18 protein-coding genes and 1 riboswitch are annotated in these 22,856 nt (G+C 74.9%); of the genes, 5 read left to right on the top strand and 13 right to left on the bottom strand.

Features of this window, described 5'->3' with window-relative positions; all coding sequences use genetic code 11:
* Nucleotides 1-50: 50 nt before the first annotated feature.
* Nucleotides 51-1,034, top strand: coding sequence for a quinone oxidoreductase family protein (locus tag NP075_RS08375; RefSeq protein WP_227564943.1), 984 nt, complete (start codon nucleotides 51-53; stop codon nucleotides 1,032-1,034).
* On the top strand, nucleotides 1,031-1,783 hold the full coding sequence (locus NP075_RS08370; protein ID WP_227564944.1) for a DsbA family oxidoreductase: 753 nt from the start codon (nucleotides 1,031-1,033) through the stop codon (nucleotides 1,781-1,783). Before NP075_RS08375 ends, NP075_RS08370 begins: the two co-directional genes overlap by 4 nt.
* Before the next feature lie 22 nt (nucleotides 1,784-1,805).
* Here the strand turns inward: NP075_RS08370 and NP075_RS08365 are convergent, their stop codons facing one another.
* From NP075_RS08365 to thiM, 4 genes are all read right to left on the bottom strand, one after another.
* Nucleotides 1,806-2,450, bottom strand: a complete 645-nt coding sequence (locus NP075_RS08365; protein ID WP_227564945.1) for an HAD family hydrolase — start codon at nucleotides 2,448-2,450, stop codon at nucleotides 1,806-1,808.
* 63 nt (nucleotides 2,451-2,513) lie between these two features.
* Nucleotides 2,514-4,019 (bottom strand): bifunctional hydroxymethylpyrimidine kinase/phosphomethylpyrimidine kinase, encoded by a 1,506-nt coding sequence (gene thiD / locus NP075_RS08360; RefSeq protein WP_227564946.1) that lies wholly within the window; start codon nucleotides 4,017-4,019, stop codon nucleotides 2,514-2,516.
* Nucleotides 4,016-4,687, bottom strand: coding sequence for a thiamine phosphate synthase (locus tag NP075_RS08355; protein ID WP_227564947.1), 672 nt, complete (start codon nucleotides 4,685-4,687; stop codon nucleotides 4,016-4,018). The genes thiD and NP075_RS08355 overlap by 4 nt, the downstream gene beginning before the upstream one ends.
* On the bottom strand, nucleotides 4,684-5,520 hold the full coding sequence (gene thiM, locus NP075_RS08350) for a hydroxyethylthiazole kinase (RefSeq protein WP_227564948.1): 837 nt from the start codon (nucleotides 5,518-5,520) through the stop codon (nucleotides 4,684-4,686). The genes NP075_RS08355 and thiM overlap by 4 nt, the downstream gene beginning before the upstream one ends.
* Nucleotides 5,512-5,610: riboswitch (TPP riboswitch) on the bottom strand. It overlaps the preceding gene by 9 nt.
* A 198-nt stretch (nucleotides 5,611-5,808) precedes the next feature.
* Between thiM and NP075_RS08345 the strand changes: the two genes are divergently transcribed.
* Nucleotides 5,809-7,113 (top strand): TrpB-like pyridoxal phosphate-dependent enzyme, encoded by a 1,305-nt coding sequence (locus NP075_RS08345; RefSeq protein ID WP_227564949.1) that lies wholly within the window; start codon nucleotides 5,809-5,811, stop codon nucleotides 7,111-7,113.
* Between the two features lie 30 nt (nucleotides 7,114-7,143).
* On the opposite strand, the gene NP075_RS08340 is transcribed toward NP075_RS08345, so the two are convergent.
* The 9 genes from NP075_RS08340 to infC all read right to left on the bottom strand — a co-directional run bounded on the left by NP075_RS08340 (nucleotide 7,144) and on the right by infC (nucleotide 20,426).
* Entirely contained in the window at nucleotides 7,144-7,653 is a 510-nt protein-coding gene (locus tag NP075_RS08340) for a hypothetical protein (protein WP_227564950.1), read from the bottom strand.
* 109 nt (nucleotides 7,654-7,762) lie between these two features.
* Entirely contained in the window at nucleotides 7,763-12,739 is a 4,977-nt protein-coding gene (locus tag NP075_RS08335; protein WP_227564951.1) for an ExeM/NucH family extracellular endonuclease, read from the bottom strand.
* 265 nt (nucleotides 12,740-13,004) lie between these two features.
* Nucleotides 13,005-15,581, bottom strand: a complete 2,577-nt coding sequence (gene pheT, locus NP075_RS08330; RefSeq protein WP_227564952.1) for a phenylalanine--tRNA ligase subunit beta — start codon at nucleotides 15,579-15,581, stop codon at nucleotides 13,005-13,007.
* Between the two features lies 1 nt (nucleotide 15,582).
* The gene (gene pheS, locus NP075_RS08325; protein ID WP_227564953.1) at nucleotides 15,583-16,653 is read right to left on the bottom strand and encodes a phenylalanine--tRNA ligase subunit alpha; all 1,071 of its coding nucleotides are present in this window, start codon (nucleotides 16,651-16,653) and stop codon (nucleotides 15,583-15,585) included.
* Nucleotides 16,654-16,911: 258 nt separating this feature from the next.
* Entirely contained in the window at nucleotides 16,912-17,574 is a 663-nt protein-coding gene (thpR, locus tag NP075_RS08320) for an RNA 2',3'-cyclic phosphodiesterase (protein ID WP_227564954.1), read from the bottom strand.
* Between the two features lie 17 nt (nucleotides 17,575-17,591).
* Nucleotides 17,592-18,413, bottom strand: a complete 822-nt coding sequence (locus NP075_RS08315; protein WP_227565052.1) for a TrmH family RNA methyltransferase — start codon at nucleotides 18,411-18,413, stop codon at nucleotides 17,592-17,594.
* Between the two features lie 176 nt (nucleotides 18,414-18,589).
* Nucleotides 18,590-18,976 (bottom strand): 50S ribosomal protein L20, encoded by a 387-nt coding sequence (rplT, locus tag NP075_RS08310; RefSeq protein ID WP_227564955.1) that lies wholly within the window; start codon nucleotides 18,974-18,976, stop codon nucleotides 18,590-18,592.
* Between the two features lie 63 nt (nucleotides 18,977-19,039).
* Nucleotides 19,040-19,234 carry a 50S ribosomal protein L35 gene (gene rpmI, locus NP075_RS08305; protein WP_029291112.1) on the bottom strand — a complete coding sequence of 65 codons (195 nt, stop codon included), beginning with the start codon at nucleotides 19,232-19,234 and terminating at the stop codon, nucleotides 19,040-19,042.
* Nucleotides 19,235-19,322: 88 nt separating this feature from the next.
* Nucleotides 19,323-20,426 (bottom strand): translation initiation factor IF-3, encoded by a 1,104-nt coding sequence (gene infC, locus NP075_RS08300; protein WP_227564956.1) that lies wholly within the window; start codon nucleotides 20,424-20,426, stop codon nucleotides 19,323-19,325.
* Between the two features lie 357 nt (nucleotides 20,427-20,783).
* Between infC and NP075_RS08295 the strand changes: the two genes are divergently transcribed.
* Nucleotides 20,784-21,197: a Fur family transcriptional regulator gene (locus NP075_RS08295; protein WP_227564957.1), complete on the top strand. Its 414-nt coding sequence runs from the start codon at nucleotides 20,784-20,786 to the stop codon at nucleotides 21,195-21,197.
* Between the two features lie 74 nt (nucleotides 21,198-21,271).
* Nucleotides 21,272-22,774 (top strand): catalase, encoded by a 1,503-nt coding sequence (locus NP075_RS08290; protein ID WP_227564958.1) that lies wholly within the window; start codon nucleotides 21,272-21,274, stop codon nucleotides 22,772-22,774.
* The last annotated feature ends 82 nt before the right edge of the window (nucleotides 22,775-22,856 follow it).

Below are 22,856 nucleotides of genomic sequence, written 5' to 3'. Positions count from 1 at the left end.
ACCAACGAACACGGGAAACGATCGCCCTCCCGAGGCGGCATGCTGTGGGCATGCGCGCCGTCATCGCGACCCGGGCCGGCGGCCCTGAGGTCCTCGAGCCCACCGACGTCCCGGACCCTGCTCCCGGCCCCGACGAGGTGCTGGTGCGTCTCGCCGCGGCAGGCGTCAACTTCATCGACACGTACCGACGTGCCGGTGTCTACCGTATGCCGTTCCCGCACGTCGTGGGGTCCGAGGGCGCGGGCGAGGTCGTCGCGGTGGGCGCCGACGTCACCACCCTCGCGCCCGGGGACCGCGTCGCGTGGGCGTCCGCCCCCGGTTCGTACGCCGAGCTCGTCACCGTCGCCGAGCGCCACGTCCTGCCCGTCCCCGCCACCGTCGACGACCGGACCGCGGCCGCCCTGCCGATGCAGGGCCTGACGGCGCACTACCTGGTCACCTCGACGTTCCCGGTCGCGCGGGGGCACGACGTGCTGCTGCACGGGGGCGCCGGGGGCGTCGGGCTGCTGCTGACGCAGCTCGCCGCCGCCCGCGGCGCGCGCGTCGTCGCGACCGTCGGCTCACCCGACAAGGAGCACCTCGCCCGGGCGGCGGGTGCCGCGGAGGTCATCCGCTACCGCGAGCTGTCCGACCTGCCCACCGAGCTGCCCGCCCTCGTGCGCGAGCTCACCGGCGGCCGCGGGGTCGACGTCGTGTACGACGGCGTCGGCAAGGACACGTTCGACGCGTCCCTCGCCTCGCTCGCCCCGCGCGGCACCCTCGTGCTGTTCGGCGCGTCCTCCGGCCAGGTGCCGCCGGTCGACCTGCAGCGCCTCAACGCCGCCGGCTCCCTGTACGTCACCCGGCCGACGATCGGCGACTACACGGCGTCGCGCGACGAGCTCCTGTGGCGGGCCGACGAGCTCTTCGACGCCGTGACCGCCGGCGCTCTCGACGTCCGCGTCGGAGCGACGTTCCCCCTCGCCGAGGCCGCCGACGCCCACCGCGCCCTCGAAGGGCGCGCCACCACCGGAAAGGTGCTGCTGCTCCCGTGACCCTCGACACCCCCACCTTCGCCGCCCCGCCGCGGACCGTGACCGTGGAGGTCTGGTCCGACGTCGCGTGCCCGTGGTGCTACGTCGGCAAGCGGCGGTTCGCCGCGGCCCTGCGCCGTTTCGCGCACCGCGACCACGTCGACGTCGTGTGGCGCTCGTACCAGCTCTCCCCGGAGACACCGGCGGGCCCGGGGCGGCCCGAGATCGACGCGCTCGCCGAGCTCAAGGGCCTGCCGCGCGACCACGTGGAGCAGATGTTCGCGCAGGTGGCGGCGCTCGGTGCCGCCGAGGGCCTGCGGTTCGACTTCGCCCGCACGCTCGCGTTCAACACGTTCGACGCCCACCGCCTGCTGCACCTCGCGCGGGCGGCCGGCGGCCCCGCGCTGGTGGACACGACCATGGAGGCGCTGTTCTCGGCGCACTTCGAGCAGGGCGTGGACCTGGGCGCCGACGGCGCGCTGGTCGCGATCGCCGCCCGCGCCGGGTTCGCCGCGCACGGCTGGGACGACGCGCGCGTCGCCGACGCGCTGGCCACGGGCGACGGCGGGGACACCGTCCGCGACGACCTGGCGACGGCAGCGTCCCTGGGAGTCACGGGCGTGCCGTTCTTCGTCGTCGACCGGCGGTACGCCGTGTCGGGCGCCCAGCCGCCCGAGGTGTTCGCCCAGCTGCTCGAGGCCGGGTGGCGCGAGGCCAACCCCCTGGTGCCGGCCCCGGCCGGCGAGGTGTGCACCGACGGGTCCTGCTGAGCGGCCCGGGCGCCGCGCGGGCTCACCGGACGCCGAGCATGAGGGAGACGAGCTCGCGCAACGAGTCCACGCGCACGTCCGCGAGCGCGGCGTCGGGGCGTCGGGCGTGCACGTAGCCCCACGGGCCGCGGCGCACGAGCGCCGTGCGCATGCCCGCGGCACGCGCCGGCAGGACGTCGTTGTCGAGCCGGTCGCCCACGTAGAGCACGTCGTGCGCGGGCACACCGAGGTCCGTCACGACGCGGGCGAAGAACTGCGGCGACGGCTTGGCCACGCCCCAGCGGGCCGACGTCGCCAGCAGGTCCACCTCGACTCCGGCGGCCCGCAGCTGGTGCTCGGCGCGCGCCGGCTGGTTGCCCGCGACCGCGACGAGGTACCCCGCGGCCCGCAGCGCCCGCAAGGTCGGCAGCGCGTCGGGGTAGAGGTCGTCCGGCCGGATCTCCGGTGGGGTCGACGGCGGGTCGACACCGACGTCGCGCCACACGTGGCTGTGCGGCTCGTCGCGCTCAGCCAGCGCCCCGAGCACCGCCATGAGGGCCAGCGGCGGCACACCCACCTCCCCGGCGACCTGCACCCACGCGCGCGTCTCGTCCACGAGCGTCTCACCGACGTCGAAGACGACGGCGCGCACGTCGGCCCACCGCGGACGCGGCCTCAGGTCATCCACGGCGGCCACCCTGCCAGGCCCGTCGCACCCGCGTCACCCCCGCGGCGCCCCCGCGTTCCCGCGTCACCCGACGGGTGCGAGCGGGCGCGCCCGCACCTGGTCGAAGAACGCGACCTCGTGCGCGCACGACGCCGCGTACGCGGCGAGCATGCGTGCGCGGGTCGCCGCACCCGCCTCATGCGCGGCGGCGTCGGCCAGGGCGGAGGCCTGGTCGGCCGCCGCCGCGAAGGCCGGGTCCCCGTAGGTGGCGACCCAGTCGCCGTAGGGGTGCGCACCCAGGTGGCCCGCGCGCGCCAGGATGCGCGCGCCGAGGTCCGCGTACAGGACGTAGCACGGCAGCACCGCCGCGACGACCTCGGCGTACGAGCCCGTCGCGGCGACGGCCAGCAGGTGGTCGACGTACGCGGTCGTCGCCGGGCCCACCGGGCCGGACCTCCCGCCGCCGGCGAGCCGCTCCTCGTGCAGCCGGGCCTCGATGTCGAGGCACCGTGCCGCGCCCTGCGCGAAGAACACCTGGGCCGCGGGGCCGGGCGCGACCTGGCTCGCCCGGGCGAGCACGCGGGAGTACTGCGCGAGGTACAGCGCGTCCTGGTGCAGGTAGGCCTCGAAGTCGTCCACGGGCAGCGTCCCGTCGGCCAGCCCGCGCACGAACGGCAGGTCGTCGCACGCGGCGCGCAGACCCGCCGCCCGCTCCCACGCCTCGCTGCTGAACGCGCGCGCCCCGAGCGTCGGCGCGTGGTGCAGGTGGTCGACGGGTCCCCGCCCCGACCCGACCGCGAGCGCCTCGCCGGCGGAGATGGCGCCGGTGAGCCACTCCTTCGCCTCGCGGACCGCCGTCACCCAGTCGGGCCGTCGTGGGCGCAGTGCCGCGACGGCGGCCGACAGCGAGCAGCCCGTGCCGTGCGTGCTGGTCGTGCGCACACGCGGCGCGTCCAGCTCGGTGAGCGTGCCCGCGTCGACCACGGCGTCCGGGCTCGCGTCCCCGGCGAGGTGGCCGCCCTTGAGCAGCACCGTGACGCCCGACCGGTGCGCGAGCCGCCGGGCCTGGTCGACCGCGTCGGGCCACGCCGTGGCGACGGGCTCACCGAGCAGCACGCCGAGCTCGGGCAGGTTCGGCGTCACGAGGTCCGCGAGCGCGACCAGCCGCCGCACGGCGTCCTCGGCGTCCGCGTCGAGCAGCCGGTCCCCGCTGCTCGCGACCATGACGGGGTCGAGCACGACGACGGGCGGGGTGGCCCGGCTCAGCCAGGCCGCGACCTCGTCGGCCACGGCCCGGGTCCCGACCATGCCGATCTTGACCGCGTCGACCGTGACGTCGTCGCTGACGGCGTCGAGCTGCGCGCGCAGGAACCCGACGTCCGGGACGTGCACCGCTCGCACGCCGTGCGTGTTCTGCGCGACGAGCGCGGTCACCACGGCCATGCCGTACGCGCCGTGCGCCGCGAACGACTTGAGGTCGGCGTGGATGCCGGCCCCGCCCGTCGGGTCGGTGCCCGCGACCGACAGCACCCGCACGCGGCTGCCCGTGGGGCGCGTACCGGTCGCGGGCCCGGCAGGTGCGGCGCTCACCGGGTCACCGCCGGCGCCGCGGCGCGGTCCCATGCCTCGACCAGGCGGGCCGCGGCGTCGGCGGGGTCCGTGGCCCCGCACACGGCGCTGACGACGGCCATGGCGTGCACCCCGGCGGCCCGCAGCGCCGGTGCGTCGGCCGCGCCGAGACCGCCGATGGCCACGACGGGACGACCGCCGGACGCGACGACCGCCGCACGCGCCCCGGCGACCCCGATCGCCGGCCCTGCCTCGGGCTTGGTGGGCGTGAGCCGCAGAGGGCCGGCCCCCAGGTAGTCGGCGCCCGTGGCCGCACGGACGTGCTCGGGCAGCGCCGCCGAGGCTCCCACCAGCGCGTCCGGGCCGAGCAGCGCACGGGCGTCGTCGACCTCCAGGTCACGCCTCCCCACGTGGACACCGTCCACGTGGGCGCCGCGGGCCCGTGCCGCGAGAGCGACGTCGACGCGGTCGTCCACGACGAGCGCCGCAGGACCCGCGAGACGCAGCGCGTCGGCCACCGAGAGGGTCAGCGCGACGAGCTCACGGGCGGTCGCCCGCTTGGCGCGCACCTGGACGGTGCCGACACCGGCACGGACCGCAGCGCCTGCGACGTCCGCGGGACGGTGGCCGGCACGTCCGCACACGTCGGCGTCCAGGACGAGGTAGATGCCCGCGGGCAGCGCGCTCATGCCGGCACACCGATCCGCTGCGCGGCCGCGACGCGGCACGCGAGGTCGTCCGGGGTCAGCAGGTACAGCTCGTCGAGGAGCCCGACCTGGAACGACGCGGGGCCGCGCGCGTCGATCACCGCGCGCTCGGCGGCGAGCCCCAGGGCCGTCGACGCCGCGACAGCCGCGGTCAGCGGCGGCGCGACCGACGTGAAGGCCGCGACGAGGCCGCCCAGCGCGCACCCGGCCCCGGTGATCGTCGTCAGGAGCCGGTCGCCGACCGCGAGCCGCACGTGCGTGGTGCCGTCGGTGACGAGGTCCACCGGCCCGGACACCGCGACGACCCCGCCGGTGCGCCGCGCGAGGACGTCGGCGGCGTCGGCACTGGTGTCGACGTCGTCGCGCGCGTCGACACCGCGACCGGCGGAGACGAAGCCCGCGAGCGCGCGGACCTCGCTGGCGTTGCCGCGCACCACGGCAGGACGCTCGCCGAGCAGGTGGCCGGCCAGCCGCGTCCGGACCGACAGGACGCCGACCGCGACCGGGTCGAGCACCCACGGCACCCCGGCCCCTGCGGCAGCCGCGACCGTCGGGGCGAGGCACGCCCGCTGGTCCGGCCCCGGCGTCCCGAGGTTGACCAGGACCGCACCCGCGGCGCCCGCGAGCTCCTCGGCCTCGCCCGGCACGCTCGCCATCGCGGGGGACGCACCGATCGCGAGCAGCGCGTTGGCGACGAGGTTCGTCGTGACCTCGTTGGTCAGGCACTGCACGAGCGGGGTGCACCGTCGCACCTCGTCGAGCGCCGCGCCGCACGCGGCGGCGAGGTCGTCAGGGGTGGGCAGGGCAGACGTCATGGCGGACATCCCTTCGCTCGTACGAACGAGATCAGGTTCGACGGGTGTGATCTCAGCCCTGCTCGGTACAGGGCACCCCGTGTCTCGCCGCCGACCCTAGCCGCCGGCGGTGACGCTGCCGAGAGCAGGTCTCGCCCTGCGGACGCCTCGGCGCCTCACCCGCCCGGGGACCCCGGGCGACGCGCGACCGCCGCTACGCTCACCGGTGCGGGTCGCCGGTGTCCCCCCGGGTGCCGTGCGCGGTCCGCGCCGACCAGCGCGCGTGCGCGCCAGAACCTGCGAGGCGACATGACCCCCGACACCACCCGACCCGCTCCGCTGACCGACCCGGTCGGCACCGTGGTGCCGTCCGCCGTACCGACGCACTGGTACAACCTGGCGGCGGACCTGCCCGAGCCGTGCCCGCCCGCCCTGCACCCCGGCACGCGGGAGCCCTTGACCCCGGACGACCTCGCGCCGCTGTTCCCCATGGCGCTGATCGCCCAGGAGGTGTCGACCGAGCGGTGGGTCGAGATCCCGCAGACCGTCCGGGAGATCTACGCGTCGTGGCGGCCGTCGCCGCTGGTGCGGGCGCTGCGCCTCGAGCGGGCGCTGGGCACCCCGGCGAAGATCTTCTACAAGTACGAGGGCGGCTCCCCCGCCGGCTCGCACAAGCCGAACACGGCCGTGGCGCAGGCGTACTACAACGCGGTCGAGGGCATCACGCGCCTGACGACCGAGACGGGCGCCGGGCAGTGGGGCGCATCGCTGTCGATGGCGTGCTCGCTGCTGGGCCTGGACTGCGAGGTGTGGCAGGTGCGCGCGTCGTACGACTCCAAGCCGTACCGCCGCATGCAGATGGAGACGTACGGCGCGATCTGCCACCCGTCGCCCTCGGACCTCACGGAGGCGGGACGCGCGATGCTCGCGGCCGACCCGACGACGACGGGGTCGCTCGGCATGGCGATCAGCGAGGCCGTGGAGGTCGCGGCGCAGGACCCGAAGGCCCACTACGCGCTGGGCTCGGTGCTCAACCACGTGCTGCTGCACCAGAGCGTCATCGGTGTCGAGGCCCTGGCGCAGCTGGACGAGATCGGCGAGAGCGCCGACGTCGTGTTCGGGTGCGCGGGCGGCGGCTCGAACCTGGGCGGCCTGGCCTTCCCCTTCCTGGGGCGCAACCTGCGCGACGGGACGACGACGCGCGTCGTGGCGTGCGAGCCGGCCGCCTGCCCGTCGATGACGCAGGGCGAGTACCGCTACGACTTCGGGGACGTCGCAGGGCTGACGCCGCTGCTGAAGATGCACACGCTCGGCAAGGACTTCGTGCCGCCGCCGATCCACGCGGGCGGGCTGCGCTACCACGGCATGGCACCGATGGTGTCGCACGCCTACGCGCTGGGGCTCATGGACGCGGTCGCGGTGCAGCAGGAGGACGCGTTCGCCGCGGGCATCGAGTTCGCGCGTGCCGAGGGCATCATCCCGGCGCCGGAGTCGACGCACGCCGTGGCCGCGGCGCTCACCCACGCCCGCGCGGCGACGACGGACGAGACGATCGTCATCGGGCTGTCGGGCAACGGGGTGCTGGACCTGCCCGCGTACCACGAGTACGTCTGACCGACGCCACCAGGAGCGCGTCGGGCGCGCTCACCCGCCCGCGGGCCGCCCGACGCGCTCGGCGACCGTCGCCAGGTCGTCGTCCGTGAACAGCGCGCGCGGCAGGAGCACGAACGCCGACGAGCCCCGCAGCCGCAGGACCACCGCCGACCCGCGCACGTGCAGCTCCCGGAAGGCGGCCCAGGTCGTCCGGGACGACCCGAGGGCGCTGGTCGAGAACAGCGCGTCGTCGGCCACCGCGGCGCTGACGGTCGTGCCGGGTGCCAGCGCGACGCGCAGCCCGCGACTCACGGACTGCCTCGCGCTGAGGCTCATGGCGATCGCGACGGCGGACAGCACCACGAGGCCAGGGGCGACGACCTCGAGGTCGACGAGGCCCGTGAGCGCGAGCAGGAGCCCGAGCACGAGGGGCACCGCCAGGATCGTCCAGGCGACGACCGTCGCCCGCAGCCGCAGCAGCAGTCCTGTGCCGTCGCGCGTCATGGCGCGCAGGAGGTCGGCGGTCACGGTGAGCGAGGCGGTGGTGGGCTCCGCGGTCATGGTGCACATCGTGGCAGCGCACGCGCACGCGCGTGGCAAGAACGCGGGGCGGACTCACGCGCCGAGGGGCGCGGCCGGGTCGCACCCGGCCGCGCCTCTCGGACCGGACTCAGCCGCGGACCGTGACCGTCCGGCTCGTGCTGCCCGCGACGTTCGCCGCGTCGTCGGGCACGAACACGGCCGTCAGGCGGTGCGACCCGCTGCCGAGGCCGCGCGGGACGGTCCCGACCGCCAGACCGAGGACGACGTCCGCACGCGCCACGACACGCTCGCCCTCGCGCAGCTCGACCGTGCCCTCCGGCAGCCGGGCGGTGTCCAGACCCACGGTCGCGACCCACACGGACGGGATCAGCCGCGGGAAGGGCGACTGGACCACGTCGAGCGACGTGCGGCTCGTGGCCTGCGCGACCGTCACCGTCACGGGCTCAGACTGCGAGCCCGCCACGGCGTCCGTGCCGGCGTAGCGTGCGACGACCTCGTACGTGCCGACGGGTGTGTCCGCCGGCAGCGTGAGCACCGCCCGTCCGCCTCGCAGCGACGCCGTGCCGAGCACGTCGTCCCCGGTGACGAACTGCACCGACCCGGTGACCGGGCCCGGCGACGTGACGACAGCCGTGAGCCGGACGCGCGTGCCGCGGGTACCGAACACCTGCGTGCCCGGCGACGCGGTGAGCGTCGTGGTCGACACCTCGCCGGCGTCCTCGACCGTGAACGGCACCGAGGCGGTCGTGCCGCTCGGTGACGCGACGACGGTGAGCTCGTGCCCGCCGGGCGCGAGGTCCGCCGGGACGGTGACGGTCACCTGCGCCGACGCGTCCGCGCCGTCGCCCCGGACCAGCGGGAAGCTACCGAGCGACACCTCGCCGAGGAGCACCTCGACCGACGTGTTCTCCGGCGCCCCGAGGCTGGTGAGGTTGATCCCGCCGACCGTGAAGGTGAGCTCGTCCCCGGGCGCGACCGGCTCGGTGAGCGCCGGCACCTCGACCGCACGCTCCGCGAAGTCCGGACCGATGCCGGGGTGCGCCTGCAGGTACGCGATCCAGGCGTCCCGGTCGATCAGGCCGGAGTCGGCCGTGCCGGTCCCCTCGGCGAGCACCCGGAAGTTGTCCCCGCCCTGGGCGAGGAACGAGAACGTCCCGATGCGGTACTCGGCCCCGAGGTCGATCGGCGCGCCGTCGACCGTGACCGACGTGATCCGGTCGCCGAGCTCGCGCGAGGCGTCGTACGTGTAGGTGACGTTGTCGGACAGCCCCAGCTGCAGGTACGGGCGGCTCGGGATCGTGCCGTCCGCGTTGGTCTGCCACTGCTGCTCCAGCATCGTCACGACCTGGGCCCCCGTGAGGGTGGTGGTCCAGAGGTTGTTGACGAACGGGAGCACCGCGTTGGCCTCGGCGTAGGTCACCGTGCCGTCGGGGGCGTGGAGCAGCTCGGCGCGCATGCCGCCCGGGTTGACGACGCCGATCTGGGCGCCGCCACGCTCGGGCGAGGCGAGCGTGTCGAGGAGGGCCTCCGCGACGAGCGAGCCGAGGGCCGACTCGCGGCTGCGGTCGTCCCGGCCCGTCGTGGTGCCGGGCGCGGAGCCGACGTACACACCGTCGACGTACTGCCCGCCGCTGAACGCCGTCGTGACGTCCGCCGTCACGGATCCCACGGGCTGCGAGCCGACCTCGGACGCGTGCGCGAGGGCGTCGGCGACGATCTGCGCGACCTCGGCGACCCGCGGGTAGGCGGCGACGAGCTCGGCGTCGGGCGTCGTCGTGCGCGCCACGTTCTCGGCCGTGGCGGCCGTGACACGGTCCGTCGTCGGGTCGTACGTCAGCACGGCCTTGCCGAGGAACTCGCCGTAGGAGCCGGTCTGCACGACCGGTCGGGTCGCGTCGCCGTCGCCCACCGGCCCGAACCACGCGTACTGCTTGTGCGTGTGACCGGTGAAGATCACGTCCACCGCGGCGTCGGTCCCGGTGACGATGTCGGCGAACGCACCGCCCGCCGCCAGCTCCTCCTCGAGGGTCGCGCCGTCGGGCGTGCCCGCGCCGGCGCCCTCGTGGTACTGCGCGACGATGACGTCGGCCTCGCCGTTCACCTCGTCGCCGTCGGTGAGCGCCGCGGCCACGCGGTTGACGGCCTCGACCGGGTCGCCGAAGTCGAGCCCCGCGATCCCGCCCGGGGTCACGAGGCTCGGCGTCTCCTCGGTGACGGCGCCGACGACGCCGACGGTCACGCCCCCCATCTCGAGCAGCGCGTACTCGTCCAGCGCGGGCGTCGTGGTGCCCGCCCGGTAGACGTTGGCACCGAGGTACGGGAACTCCGCGTTCTCGCCACCCGCGATCACGCGGTCGACCAGGTCGTCGTACCCCTTGTCGAGCTCGTGGTTGCCGATCGCCGACGCCCCCAGGTCCAGGGCGTTCAGCACGTCGATCGTCGGCTGGTCGTCCTGCACCGCCGACGCGAACAGCGACGCGCCGATGTTGTCGCCCGCCGACAGGAACGCGACCGGGCCGTCGGCCGCCGCGCGCTGCTGCTCGACCGTCCCCGCGAACTTCACCGTGTTCGCGTCGATGCGCCCGTGGAAGTCGTTGATGTTGAGGAACGTCAGGTCGACCGGGGCGTCGTTCGCGCCGGCGGCCAGGCCCACCACCACCGGGTCGTGGTCCGAGGAGCGGTACGCGTCGGGCGCCCAGTACGTCGTGCCGTGGTAGGCGTACCGGCTGTACTCGAGCGCGATCGACTCCTCGGCGTTGATCTCCCACACGTCGGCGCCGGTCGCGCGCGCCGCGGCCGCCTCGTTGAGCAGCACGTGGTCCAGCGAGCCGGCCAGGCCGTCGAACGAGTAGCTGTACTGCCCCGGGGCGAGGGTCGCGACGGCGTCGACGTACCCCGCGTCGTACAGGACCTGCAGCGGGTCCTCGAGCGTGTAGGCGTTGAAGTCGCCCACCAGCGCGACCGCCTCGGCGTCGCCCTGCACGGTCGGCACCCAGTCGCGCAGCGCCGTCGTCTGCCGCACGCGCGACTCGTTCGACGCGCCCTGCCCGTCGCCGGCGTCGGCGTCACCGGGCCACGGGCCGGCCGAGCCCTTGGACTTGAGGTGGTTGACGACGACGAGGAACGGCTCGCCGCCCTCGGTCGGCGTGAAGACCTGGCCGATCGGCTCGCGTGCGTTGCCGAACGCCTGGTCGTCCCCGCTCTGGTCGCCCAGCGCACGCGACGGGCCCGTCGGGCTCGCGGCGGCGGGCCGGTAGATGATCGCGTTGGTGATGACGTCCTGCTCGGCCGCAGGCGGCAGCTCGTCGGACGAGGGCACGTACGCCCAGGTGGTGGCCCCGGCGGCCGCGTTCAGCGCATCCACCAGCGTCGCGAGCGCCTCGTCCGGCACGCCGTCGACCCGCGCCGAGTTCTCGATCTCGAGCAGGCCCACGACGTCGGCGTCGAGCGCGGAGATCGCCGCGACGATCTTGGCCTGCTGGCGCGCGAGGTCCTCGGCGTCCCAGGCCCCGCGCTGGTCGCAGCCCGTGCGGACGGTCACGGGCTCCCCGCTGGGGTCCGTGTACGCGACGCACGACGCGTCCTGGTCACCCAGAGTCGTGAAGTAGTTGAGGACGTTGAACGACGCGACCGACAGGTCGCCGCCGACCGGCTCGGGCGCGGCGGTGCGGTCGTCCTCGAACGTCACCGGAGCGGGCCCGCCCGCGACGACCTGCGACGTCGGGTTCAGCTTCCACGCCTTGTTGCGGTAGTCGACGACCAGCGGCTGCATGACCTGCACGGCAGCGCCGACGCGCACGGGGTTCTCGAGCGAGACGTACGGCGGTGTGAGGCCACCGTTGCCGGCCCCCAGGTAGTTGGTCGACGCACCGTCGTCCAGCACGACCCCACGCGCGGCGTTGTCGGCGAGCGCCGCGGCGGCCTGCGCCGACCCCGGGCGACCCACCTCGGTCGGCTGGACCAGCGGCGTCGTGCCCGTCGCCAGGCCGACCTCGCCGTACTGGTTCGTGCTGTACGTGTCGGAGACGGTCAGGTCACCGGTCGGCGCGAAGAGCATCGACTCGAGCGTCTCGCGGGCCGCCGCCGTCGCCGGCCACGGCGCGCTCACGGGCACCGGTGCGTCGGCCGCCGGCAGGACCTCGACGTCGGTGGCCGCTGCCACCGTGACCTCGGTCAGCCCGTCGAACTCCGAGACCGTCCCGGTGACGCGCAGGTGCTGGCCCGTCGAGACCTGCCCCACCGTCGCGGGCGAGTACACGAAGACTGCGTCGGACCCGGTGCGCGACGCCACGTCGCCGCCGCCCGTCCCCGGGGTCTGCAGGACGTACCCGGCGAGCCCGCCGGTCGGGTACGCGGCGGTCACGACGCCGGACGTCGTGACGAGCACCCCGACCAGGGGCGAGGCATCGGCGTTGCCCTGGATCTGCGCGATGGTCGCGGCCTGCGGGTCCGTCGGCTCCTGCGGTGCGGTGCCCGCGGGGGTCGGCGTCGGTGCCCCGACCGTGAAGTCGGCCGCGTTGTCGGCCGTGTGGCCGTGCGCGGCGTCACGGGCGACGGACGTGGCGTTCGTCGTGGCCGGCGCGCGGCCGGCACCGGCGTACGACGACGCCGTCGGGCCCCAGCCCACGAGGTCGACGACGACGTCGACGTCGGCGCACCCGGTGGCGCAGGTCAGCGCGGTCTGACCCTGCACGAGCGCGACCTTGCCGTTCGTGCCGCTCATCGGCACACCGGTGCCCTCGAGGTCGACGGGCACGTCGGGCGCGGCGGTGTTGCTCCCGAACGCCTGCCCGACGACGAACGTTGACCCTCCCGGCACGCTGCCGCTCAGCGGCGTGACCTGCCACGAGGCACCCGTCGCCGACGCGTACTGCAGCGAGTACCCGGTGAGGTCCACGGGCGCGTCGCCCGGGTTGACCAGCTCGACGAAGTCCCGGTCGTACGGGGCGCCGGAGTTGCCGCCACCGCCGTAGACCTCGTTGACCAGCAGCGGTGCATCCGTGGAGACCGCGCCCTGGGCTGCTCCCGCGGTGGCCACGCCCCCCGTGAGCAGCAGGGCGAGCGCCGTGAGCGCTCCGGTGGCCGTTCGTCGTCGTGCGTGCACGGGAGTCCCCTCGTTCCGGCGCGGTGAGGGATGACGGCGAACGACGCCCCGGCGCGCGAGCAGGTGCGGCCGCCACCTGGACGACCGACCTCACCATGCGTGGTTCACCCGATACGCCGCAACTACCCGTCAGTAACTTTCTGGTGAACTCCTCGCAGGATGTCGCGTTCCTCCCGGTTTGCCGGGGAGTCGCTGCGCCCGGACGCACGACACGGGCCGCGGAAGGTCCCCCGCGGCCCGTGTCCTGCCCCGTCGAGCGCTGCGCTCAGGCGCGCAGCGTGGCCCCGACCCGAGCGTGCGCCTCGGCCACGACCGCCTCCCGCACGGCGGCGGTCTCGGCGGCCGTCAGCGTCCGGTCGGCGGCGCGCAGCCGTAGCGCGAACGCGAGCGACTTGCGTCCGGTCCCCACCTGGTCGCCGGTGTACACGTCGAACAGGTGCACGTCCTCCAGGACGTCACCGGCAGGGCTCTGCACCGCTCCCGCCCGCACCGCCGCGAGCACGTCGGAGGCCGGCACGTCGTCGGCCACCACGAGCGCCACGTCCTCCTTGGCGACGGGGAACGTCGACACCGGCACCGCGGTGACGGGCTCGGCCGGTGCTGCGGCGAGCAGCGCCGTCAGGTCGAGCTCGAAGGCCACGGTCCGTGCCGGCAGGTCGAGCGCCGCGACGACCTTGGGGTGGAGCTCGCCCGCGTGCCCGACGACCGCGCCCGAGGGCGCGGTCAGCCGCGCGCACCGGCCCGGGTGGAACGGTGCACGCCCCCGGTCGGCGCTCACGCGCGGCTCGACGCCGACGAGGCGCGCGACACGCAGCGCGTATCCGAGCGCGTCGTCGAGATCAGCTCTGCGTCCGGCCCTGCCCGGTCCTGCCGGCTCGGCCAGGCCGGTCAGCACACCGGCCACGTGCAGCGGCTGCGCCGGCACGGCGCGCTCGAGCGCGGCGAGCTCGTCGTCGCCCGGGCGTACACCCCCGGGCAGGCGCGGAGCCGGTGCGGCACCCTCGTCCGGCAGGGTGACGAGCCCCATCTCGTAGATGCCCAGGTCGACGTTGCCGCGCGCGACGTTGCGCCGCGCGGTGTCCAGCAGCGTCACCAGCAGGTCCGTGCGCATGAGCGGCTGACCGTCGGCGAGCGGGTTGACCAGACGCAGGGCACGCCTGCGGTCGTCGGCGGCGGGAAGGCCGAGGGCGTCGAGCTGCCCTGCTGCGACGAACGGGTAGCTGAGCACCTCGACGAGACCGTCCGACGCGAGCGAGTCGGCGATCGCGCGGCGGGCACGCTGGCCCGGCGTCAGTCCGCGCCCGGTGGGCGCGTGCGGCACGACCGACGGGATCGCGTCGTACCCGCGCAGCCGGGCCACCTCCTCCACCAGGTCGACACCCGCCGTCAGGTCGGGACGCCACGTCGGGACGTGCACCTGCCACGGGCTCCCGGTGCCGTCGACCGTGCAGCCGATCTCGGTGAGCGTGTCCCGCACCTCGTCGTCGGTGTACGGCACGCCGACCAGGCGTGCCGCCTGCGCGGGGTCGAACGCGACCGGCGCGGGCGCCGACGTGCGGTCGACGTCCGTGAGGGCCTCGTCGACCGTGCCGCCGCCGTGCTCGACGAGCAGCGCGGCCGCGCGCGCGACCGCGACGCGCGGCAGCCGCGGGTCGACGCCGCGCTCGAACCGCTTGGACGCCTCCGAGGTCAGCCGGTGCCGGCGCGAGGAGCGCGCGACCGTGACGGGGTCGAAGTGCGCGGCCTCCAGCAGCAGGTCGGTCGTCGCCTCACCGACCTCGGAGTCCGCGCCACCCATGACGCCGGCGACCCCGAGCACGCGCGCCGCGCGGCCCCCCGTCGAGTCGGTGATGAGCAGGTCCTGCGGGTCGAGCGTGCGCTCGACGTCGTCGAGCGTCGTCGCGCGCTCCCCCACCCGCGCGCGCCGCACGACCACGGGCGCCGTGAGCGTCCCCAGGTCGTAGGCGTGCATCGGCTGCCCGAGGTCGAGCATGACGTAGTTCGTCACGTCGACCGCGAGGCTGATCGGGCGCATGCCCGCCTGCGTGAGCCGCTGCTGCATCCACGCCGGGGACGGCCCGGACGCGCGCACGCCGCGCACCACCTGCGCGACGAAGCGGTCGCAGCCCGCGACCCCGTCCACGCCCTCGTCGTCGATCTCGACCGCGAAGCCGGCGGGACGCTCGCGCTCGACGTCGCCAGTCGCCAGGCCCGGGTCGGTGAACCGCGCGCCGGTGGCGTGGGCGTACTCGCGGGCGACCCCGCGCATCGCGAAGCAGTACCCGCGGTCGGGTGTCACGTTGATCTCGAGGACCTCGTCGGCCAGGCCGAGCAGACGCAGCGCGTCGGTGCCCGGGGCCGTGACGTCCTCGCCGTAGCCGAGGCGCGACAGCACCATGATGCCGGCGTGGTCCTCGCCGAGGCCCAGCTCGCGCGCCGAGCAGATCATGCCGTCGGACACGTGCCCGTACGTCTTGCGGGACGCGATGGGGAACGGCCCGGGCAGCACGGCGCCCGGCAGCGCGACGACGACCCGGTCGCCGACACCGAAGTTGTGCGCGCCGCACACGATGCCGCGCGGCACCGTGGGCTGCCCCGCGTCGTCGAGCACGTTGTGGGCGCCCACGTCGACGTGGCACCAGTTGATCGTCTTGCCGTTCTTCTGCTGCTCGGGCGTCAGGTCGACGACCTGACCCACGACGAGCGGGCCGGTGACGCCCGAGGTGTGGATCGCCTCCTCCTCGAGCCCGACGCGCACGAGATCGGCGGCCAGCTGCTCGGCCGTGAGGCCGGCGGGCAGCTCGACGTGCTCGCCGAGCCAGGTCAGCGGGATACGGGGCATCTCAGATCACCGTCCGGAACTGCTCGGAGAAGCGCACGTCGCCCTCGACCATGTCGCGCATGTCGGCGATGCCGTGCCGGAGCATGAGCGTGCGCTCGATGCCCATGCCGAACGCGTACCCGGAGTACACGTCGGGGTCCACGCCGCACGCACGCAGCACGTTCGGGTTGACCATGCCGCAGCCTCCCCACTCGATCCAGCCGGGCCCGCCCTTCTTCTGCGGGAACCACAGGTCCATCTCCGCCGACGGCTCGGTGAACGGGAAGAACGACGGACGCAGGCGCGTGCGCGCCTCGGGGCCGAACATCGACCGCGCGAAGTGGTCGAGCGTGCCCTTGAGGTGGGCCATCGTCAGGCCCTTGTCGACCGCGAGGCCCTCCACCTGGTGGAAGACGGGCGTGTGGGTCGCGTCGAGCGCGTCCGTGCGGAACACCTTGCCCGGGCACGCGATGTAGACGGGCACCCCGCGCTCGAGCAGCGTGCGCGCCTGCACCGGCGACGTGTGCGTGCGCAGGACCAGCCCGGACGCGTCGTCGGGCACGTCCTCCGCCTGCGGTGCCACGAAGAACGTGTCCTGCATCTGGCGGGCCGGGTGGTCGACACCGAAGTTCAGGGCGTCGAAGTTGAACCACTCCGCCTCGACCTCGGGCCCCTCGGCGATCTCCCAGCCCATCGCGACGAACACGTCGGCGATGCGCTCCGAGAGCGTCGACAGCGGGTGCCGGGCACCGAGCGGGTGCCGGTCGGTCGGCAGCGTGACGTCGACGGTCTCCTCGACGAGCACGCGCGCGTCACGCTCGGCCTCGAGCTGCGTCGTGCGCGCCGCGATCGCGGCGTTGACGCGCCCACGGGCCTGGCCGAGCAGCTTGCCTGCGGCCGCCTTGTCGGGGCCGGGCAGAGCGCCGATCGCGCGGTTGGCGAGCGCGAGCGCGCTGGCGTCACCGGTGTGCGCGAGGCGCGCGGACTTCAGGGCGTCGAGGTCGGCGGCGGCGGCGACCGCCGCGAGCGCGGCGTCGACGGCCGCGGCGACGCCGTCGGCGTCGAGCGGGGACAGCGGGATGTCGCTGGTCATCAGGACCTTCCAGGGCGGTTCGGCGACGGCCGGACCGTGCCGCGGGAACAGCTCACCGCGGTGCACGTCGACCGGCTGGGCAGTCTAGTCGCGCCCGTCCCGGGGCCGTCGGACCGTCCCGCAGGACGTCGACGTGGGCACGCTGGTCAGCGTGCGCGTGCGCATGCGCGGCCCGGGACGGGCCGCGCAAATCGGTGACCACCCGCCGCACGGGTGAGCAGGACGTCGCGCACGCCGCCATGCTGCCACACCGCCCCCTCACGCTCCGAGGCGATACGTGCCGACGGTCGAGTACAGCGGGCCGCCGCCGCGCCCCTCGCCCGGTCGGGACGAGACGAGCGCGAGCTCGTCGACCCGCCACACCGGACCCTCGTACACGGCGAGCGCCTGCTCGAACACCTCGGTGGGGTCCAGGTCGCGCCGGTCACCACCGGCCGTCCGACCGGGCCCGCTGCCGCCGCCCCTGCCCCCGGACGTCGCGGCGCGTGACCCGCGGCGCGGCGGGCGCGGCCCGGGCCGCGCCCGGCCCACGGTCAGGTGCGGCCGGTGCCGCACCCGCGGGTCCGGCGGCGCGCCGTGCTCCTCGCCCACCGTCCGCGCGGCCGCCGCCAGGTCCACCATCGCCGCCACGTCTCCCCCGGTGCCGACCCAGAGCGTCCGGTGCGCGAACACCCCGGCTCCCCGCAGCTGCAGGTCGAACGGCGCGGCCACGGCCGCGGCGCCCGCCAGGTCGGCTGCCAGCCCGTCCGTCGCGGCGTCCGGGAGCTCGCCGTAGAAGGCGGCCGTGAGGTGCCACGTCTCGCGCGCCGACCAGCGCACGCCGTCGTCGTGCGCGGACGCGCTCCGCCGCAGCACCGCGAGCGCGAGGTCGAGGTGGTCGAGGACGTCGTCGGGCGGCTGGACCGCCGCGAACAGTCGCATGGGACCACCCTGCCAGGTCACCGGCCGCGCTGGGCCCGACCGGACGCGTACAGGCAGACGGTGGCGGCCGTGGCGAGGTTCAGCGACTCCGCGCGCCCGCGCAGCGGCACGCGCACCACGGCGTCGGCGAGCGTGACGTCCTCGTCGCGCAGCCCCCACGCCTCGTTGCCGAAGACCCACGCCGTCGGTGCGGCCAGGTCCGGCACCCCCGCGGGCGCGGCGCCCGCGACGTCGAGCAGGTCGTCGAGGTCGTGCGTCCCCGACCCGTCGGCCGCCAGGACGGCGAGCCCGGCCGCCCGCAGCGCGGTGACGACGTCGGCCAGCTCCGGCCCGGTGACCACGGGCAGGTGGAAGAGCGAGCCGGCGGTCGACCGCACGACCTTGGGGTTGTGCACGTCGACACTGGCCGCGCTCACCACGACCGCGTCGGCTCCTGCGGCGTCCGCGGCGCGCAGCACCGCGCCGGCGTTCCCGGGGTCACGCACGTGCGCGAGGACGGCGACGAGCCGGGGCCCGGCCGCCAGGACGTCGGCCAGGTCGCCGTGCGTCTGGTCGACGACGGCGACGACCCCCTGCGCGTCGGGGCTCATCGCGTCGAGCACCTCGACGGTGCCCGTCCGCAGGCGCACGCCCGTCTCGCGGGCCGCCGCCACGATCTCGGGGTAGCGCGCGGCGGCGTCCGCCGTCAGGTACAGGTCGTGCACGCGCGGCCCGCCGGGCGCCACCGCCTCCCGCACCGCCTGCGGCCCCTCGACGAGGAACGTGCCGGAGCGCCGCCGCGCGCTGCGGCCGGTCAGGGCGCGCACCGCCTTGACGCGATCGGCACGGGGGTTCGTCATGAGCTCGTCGGGCACGCCCCCATCATCCCTGCCCGCCACCCTGCGCCGCGCACCCGCCACCGGGCGCCGCCCGTCCGCGGTGACGGGACGACGACGCCCCCGCCGTCACGTGGACGGCGGGGGCGACGCAGGCGTGTGCCGGGCCCTCAGGGGGTCGCGGCGGGCGCGTGCGGAGGTCAGGCGGCGGCGCGAGGCGCGTTGACGTCCTCGGGCAGAGCCGCCTTCGCGACCTGCACGAGCGCGGTGAAAGCGGCGGCGTCGTTGACGGCCATGTCGGCCAGGACGCGACGGTCCACCTCGACACCCGCGGCCTTGAGGCCCTGGATGAGTCGGTTGTAGGTCAGGCCGTTCTCGCGCGAGGCCGCGTTGATCCGCTGGATCCACAGCTTGCGGAAGTCGCCCTTGCGCGCCTTGCGGTCGCGGTACGAGTAGACCAGGGAGTGGGTGACCTGCTCCTTGGCCTTGCGGTACAGCCGCGAGCGCTGCCCGCGGTAGCCGCTCGCCCGCTCGAGGGTCGACCGGCGCTTCTTCTGGGCGTTGACCGCCCGCTTCACGCGTGCCACGTGATGCTCCTTGCCTTGTCCGGGGCTCGATGCCTCCGCCAGGGGCGCTGACGCGCCGGCGGGTCAGCGACCGAGCAGCTTCTTGATCTTGGGGGTGTCCGCGGGCGAGACGACGACGTCACCGGCGATGCGGCGGGTGCGTCGGCTCGACTTGTGCTCGAGCAGGTGACGTCCGTTCGCCTGCTCGCGCATGACCTTGCCGGTGCCGGTGACCCGGAACCGCTTCTTGGCACCGGAGTGCGTCTTGTTCTTCGGCATGGCTGCCGTGTCTCCTTGTCGTTCGCATCGCACGGTCGTGCGACTCGTGGGTCGTCCGGACGCGAAGGTGCGCGCGCCCGTGCGGATGTCAGTCGGACTTCTCGCCGTCCGCCGGTGCGGCCGGGCCGGGCCGGGGGGTGGGCTTGGGGGCCGCACCCGTCCGAGGCCCCGGACGAGCAGCGGGGTTCGGCGTCGACGTCGGACGAGGCGCCGGCGGCTGCGGCGTGCCGGCGGCCGGAGCCGGACGGGACGTCGGGGCCGGAGCCGGACGCGAGGCCGGAGCCGGACGCGAGGCCGGAGCCGGACGCGAGGCCGGAGCCGGACGCTGCGCGGGAGCCGACGACCGGGGTGCGGCCGACGACGTCGACGGGCGAGGTGCCGCCGGGCGTCGAGGCGCGCTCGACGCCGCGGGCGCCGGTGCGGCCTGCTCCGCCGGTGCGGCGGGCTCGGCGGCAGCGGGCTGCGCGTCGGGCCGGGGCTCGTCGAGCACGACGGGCCGCTGGCTGGCGACGGGCGGCCACGGGATGTGCGGCGCCTGCGACTCGGTGCCCTCGTCGAACGACGGGTCGTCGTCGTGGGCCTGCGCGGCGGCGCGACGCTGCTCGTTGCGCTGCTCGGCCTTCTTCTTGGTCGGGCCGAGCACCATGATCATGTTGCGGCCGTCCTGCTTCGGCATGCTCTCGATGAACCCGAGCTCGGCGACGTCGGCCGCCAGCCGCTGCAGGAGCCGCACGCCCATCTCCGGGCGCGACTGCTCGCGACCGCGGAACATGATCATGACCTTGACCTTGTCGCCCGCCTTGAGGAACCGCTCGACGTGGCCCTTCTTGGTGCCGTAGTCGTGCGGGTCGATCTTCAGGCGGAAGCGGATCTCCTTGAGGATCGTGTTGGCCTGGTTGCGCCGGGCCTCACGCGCCTTCATGTCGGCCTCGTACTTGAACTTGCCGAAGTCCATGATCTTGCACACGGGAGGACGTGCGGTCGGGGCCACCTCGACCAGGTCGAGGTCCGCGTCCTGGGCCAGACGCAGCGCGTCCTCCAGGCGGACGATGCCGACCTGCTCACCGTTGGGTCCGACGAGTCGGACCTCGGCGACGCGGATCCGATCGTTGATGCGGGGCTCGCTGATGTGGTGCTCCTCGGGTTCGTCGTGGTGGACCCCAGGAACGAGGAAGGCCCCCGCCCTGGGCACAGGTGGGGGCCTCGTCCGGTGCCGACGGCCGCATGACGACCGTCGACCAGGTCGACGGCAGCCGTCGACCTGCGGACCGGGACCCGGACCCTGTCGTCGGACGAGCCGAGCGGTCGGGACCAGGTGGGAGAAGCTCCACTTGTGCATCCGCTCCGCCGCGTGCCCCCGACGCCGGCACGGACACCCGGGATGCTCCCGGTGGGCCGTGCGACAGGACGAGGGCGCGCGACAGCGCGAATCAGTCGAGGACAGACTAGCAGACGCCCCCGGTGGCCCCGGGGCACCCTCCGCAGTGCCCCGCACGACGACGTCCCGCTGATATTTGAATCATTCCAGAAAACGTGGTGGGCTGCCGCCATGACCGACACCGACCTGCTGCGGCAGCACGGGCTGCGGGTGACCGCTCCCCGGCTGGCCGTGCTCGACGCGCTCGAGGGCCACGCGCACCTCGATGCCGACGGGGTGCTGCAGCAGGTGCGCACGACCCTGCCGACCGTGTCGGTGCAGGCCGTCTACGACGTGCTGCACGCACTGGCCGACGCGGGACTGCTGCGCCGGATCGAGCCGGCCGGGCACCCCGCGCGCTACGAGCGGCGCACGGGCGACAACCACCACCACGTCGTGTGCCACGGCTGCGGCGCGGTCGACGACGTGGACTGCGCCGTCGGCCACGCTCCGTGCCTGACCCCGAGCTCGACCTCCGGCTTCGAGGTCGAGACGGCCGAGGTCACCTTCTGGGGCATGTGCCCCACCTGCCGGTCCGCCGGCTGACACCCCCCTGCGCCGTCGCGCGCACCCTGATCCCCGCCGGGCCCGTCCGCCCGGTCGACGAGAGGAACCCACCCTTGTCCCACGTCCCCGCCACCACCACCAACTCCGGCGCACCCGTCGCGTCCGACGCGCACGCGCTGTCCGTCGGTGCCGACGGCCCGATCGCGCTGCACGACCACTACCTGGTCGAGAAGCTCGCGCAGTTCAACCGGGAGCGCGTCCCCGAGCGCGTCGTGCACGCCAAGGGCGGTGGCGCCTTCGGCACGTTCACCGTGACGAACGACGTCTCGGCGTACACCCGTGCGGCACTGTTCCAGCCCGGCACGACGACCGAGATGCTCGCCCGCTTCTCCACCGTCGCCGGCGAGCAGGGCTCCCCCGACACGTGGCGCGACCCGCGCGGCTTCGCGCTGAAGTTCTACACGTCCGAGGGCAACTACGACCTCGTGGGCAACAACACGCCCGTCTTCTTCATCCGCGACGGCATCAAGTTCCCCGACTTCATCCACTCCCAGAAGCGCCTGCCGGGCTCGCACCTGCGCGACAACGACATGCAGTGGGACTTCTGGACGCTCTCGCCGGAGTCGGCGCACCAGGTGACCTGGCTCATGGGTGACCGCGGCATCCCCGCCACGTGGCGGAACATGGACGGCTTCGGCTCGCACACCTACCAGTGGATCAACGCCGCGGGTGAGCGCTTCTGGGTCAAGTACCACTTCAAGACCCAGCAGGGCATCGAGAACATGCCCGCCGACGTCGCCGCACAGCTCGCCGGGTCCGACGCCGACCACCACATCCGCGACCTGCACGAGCACATCGAGGCCGGCGACTTCCCGCGCTGGACGCTGAGCGTCCAGGTCATGCCGTACGCCGACGCGGCGGAGTACCGCTTCAACCCGTTCGACCTGACCAAGGTGTGGCCGCACGGCGACTACCCGCTGATCGAGGTCGGCGTGATGGAGCTCAACCGCAACCCGGAGAACTACTTCGCGCAGATCGAGCAGGCGACGTTCGCGCCGAGCAACTTCGTGCCCGGCATCGCGGCGAGCCCGGACAAGATGCTGCTCGCGCGGATCTTCTCCTACGCCGACGCGCACCGGTACCGCGTGGGCACCAACCACGCGCAGCTGCCGGTGAACGCGCCGCAGTCGCCGGTGCACTCGTACTCGCAGGACGGTGCCGCCCGGTACCACTTCTCGTCGGCGAGCACGCCCGTCTACGCGCCCAACTCGGTCGGTGGACCGGCGGCCGACCCGGCGCGTGCGGGTGAGGGTGGCTGGGAGTCCGACGGCGCCCTGGTGCGCACGGCGGCCACCCTGCACCCCGAGGACGACGACTTCGGCCAGGCCGGCACCCTGTACCGCGAGGTCTTCGACGACGCGGCACGCGCCCGGTTCCTCGACACGATCACCGGCCACGTCGGCGGTGTGAAGCGCTCGGACATCCGCGAGCGCGCGATCCAGTACTGGACCAACGTCGACGCCGGCCTGGGGTCCGCGCTGCGCGGGCGCCTGACCGCGATCGACGCGCCCGTCGAGACCGGCGAGCCCGGCACGGCGAGCATCCCGGTCGCCTGACCCAGCCCCGCACGGCCGGCGACCCGGCCACCGACGGCCCCGCACCCCACGGTGCGGGGCCGTCCGCGCACCCGGGTGCGGG

This window comes from Cellulomonas wangsupingiae (assembly GCF_024508275.1).
GTDB classification, from domain to species: domain Bacteria; phylum Actinomycetota; class Actinomycetes; order Actinomycetales; family Cellulomonadaceae; genus Cellulomonas; species Cellulomonas wangsupingiae.
The sequence above is the reverse complement of the archived record's forward strand: the minus strand, read 5'-3'. Positions and strand labels throughout refer to the sequence as shown.

Bases quoted from the DNA above. Each gene is read 5' to 3' on its own strand.
- NP075_RS08375 (WP_227564943.1), top strand. From the start codon at position 51: ATGCGCGCCGTCATCGCGACCCGGGCCGGCGGCCCTGAGGTCCTCGAG.
- NP075_RS08355 (WP_227564947.1), bottom strand. From the start codon at position 4,687: ATGAGCGCGCTGCCCGCGGGCATCTACCTCGTCCTGGACGCCGACGTG.
- thiM (WP_227564948.1), bottom strand. From the start codon at position 5,520: ATGACGTCTGCCCTGCCCACCCCTGACGACCTCGCCGCCGCGTGCGGC.
- NP075_RS08345 (WP_227564949.1), top strand. From the start codon at position 5,809: ATGACCCCCGACACCACCCGACCCGCTCCGCTGACCGACCCGGTCGGC.
- NP075_RS08340 (WP_227564950.1), bottom strand. From the start codon at position 7,653: ATGACCGCGGAGCCCACCACCGCCTCGCTCACCGTGACCGCCGACCTC.
- pheT (WP_227564952.1), bottom strand. From the start codon at position 15,581: ATGCCCCGTATCCCGCTGACCTGGCTCGGCGAGCACGTCGAGCTGCCC.
- pheS (WP_227564953.1), bottom strand. From the start codon at position 16,653: ATGACCAGCGACATCCCGCTGTCCCCGCTCGACGCCGACGGCGTCGCC.
- thpR (WP_227564954.1), bottom strand. From the start codon at position 17,574: ATGCGACTGTTCGCGGCGGTCCAGCCGCCCGACGACGTCCTCGACCAC.
- NP075_RS08315 (WP_227565052.1), bottom strand. From the start codon at position 18,413: ATGACGAACCCCCGTGCCGATCGCGTCAAGGCGGTGCGCGCCCTGACC.
- rpmI (WP_029291112.1), bottom strand. From the start codon at position 19,234: ATGCCGAAGAACAAGACGCACTCCGGTGCCAAGAAGCGGTTCCGGGTC.
- NP075_RS08295 (WP_227564957.1), top strand. From the start codon at position 20,784: ATGACCGACACCGACCTGCTGCGGCAGCACGGGCTGCGGGTGACCGCT.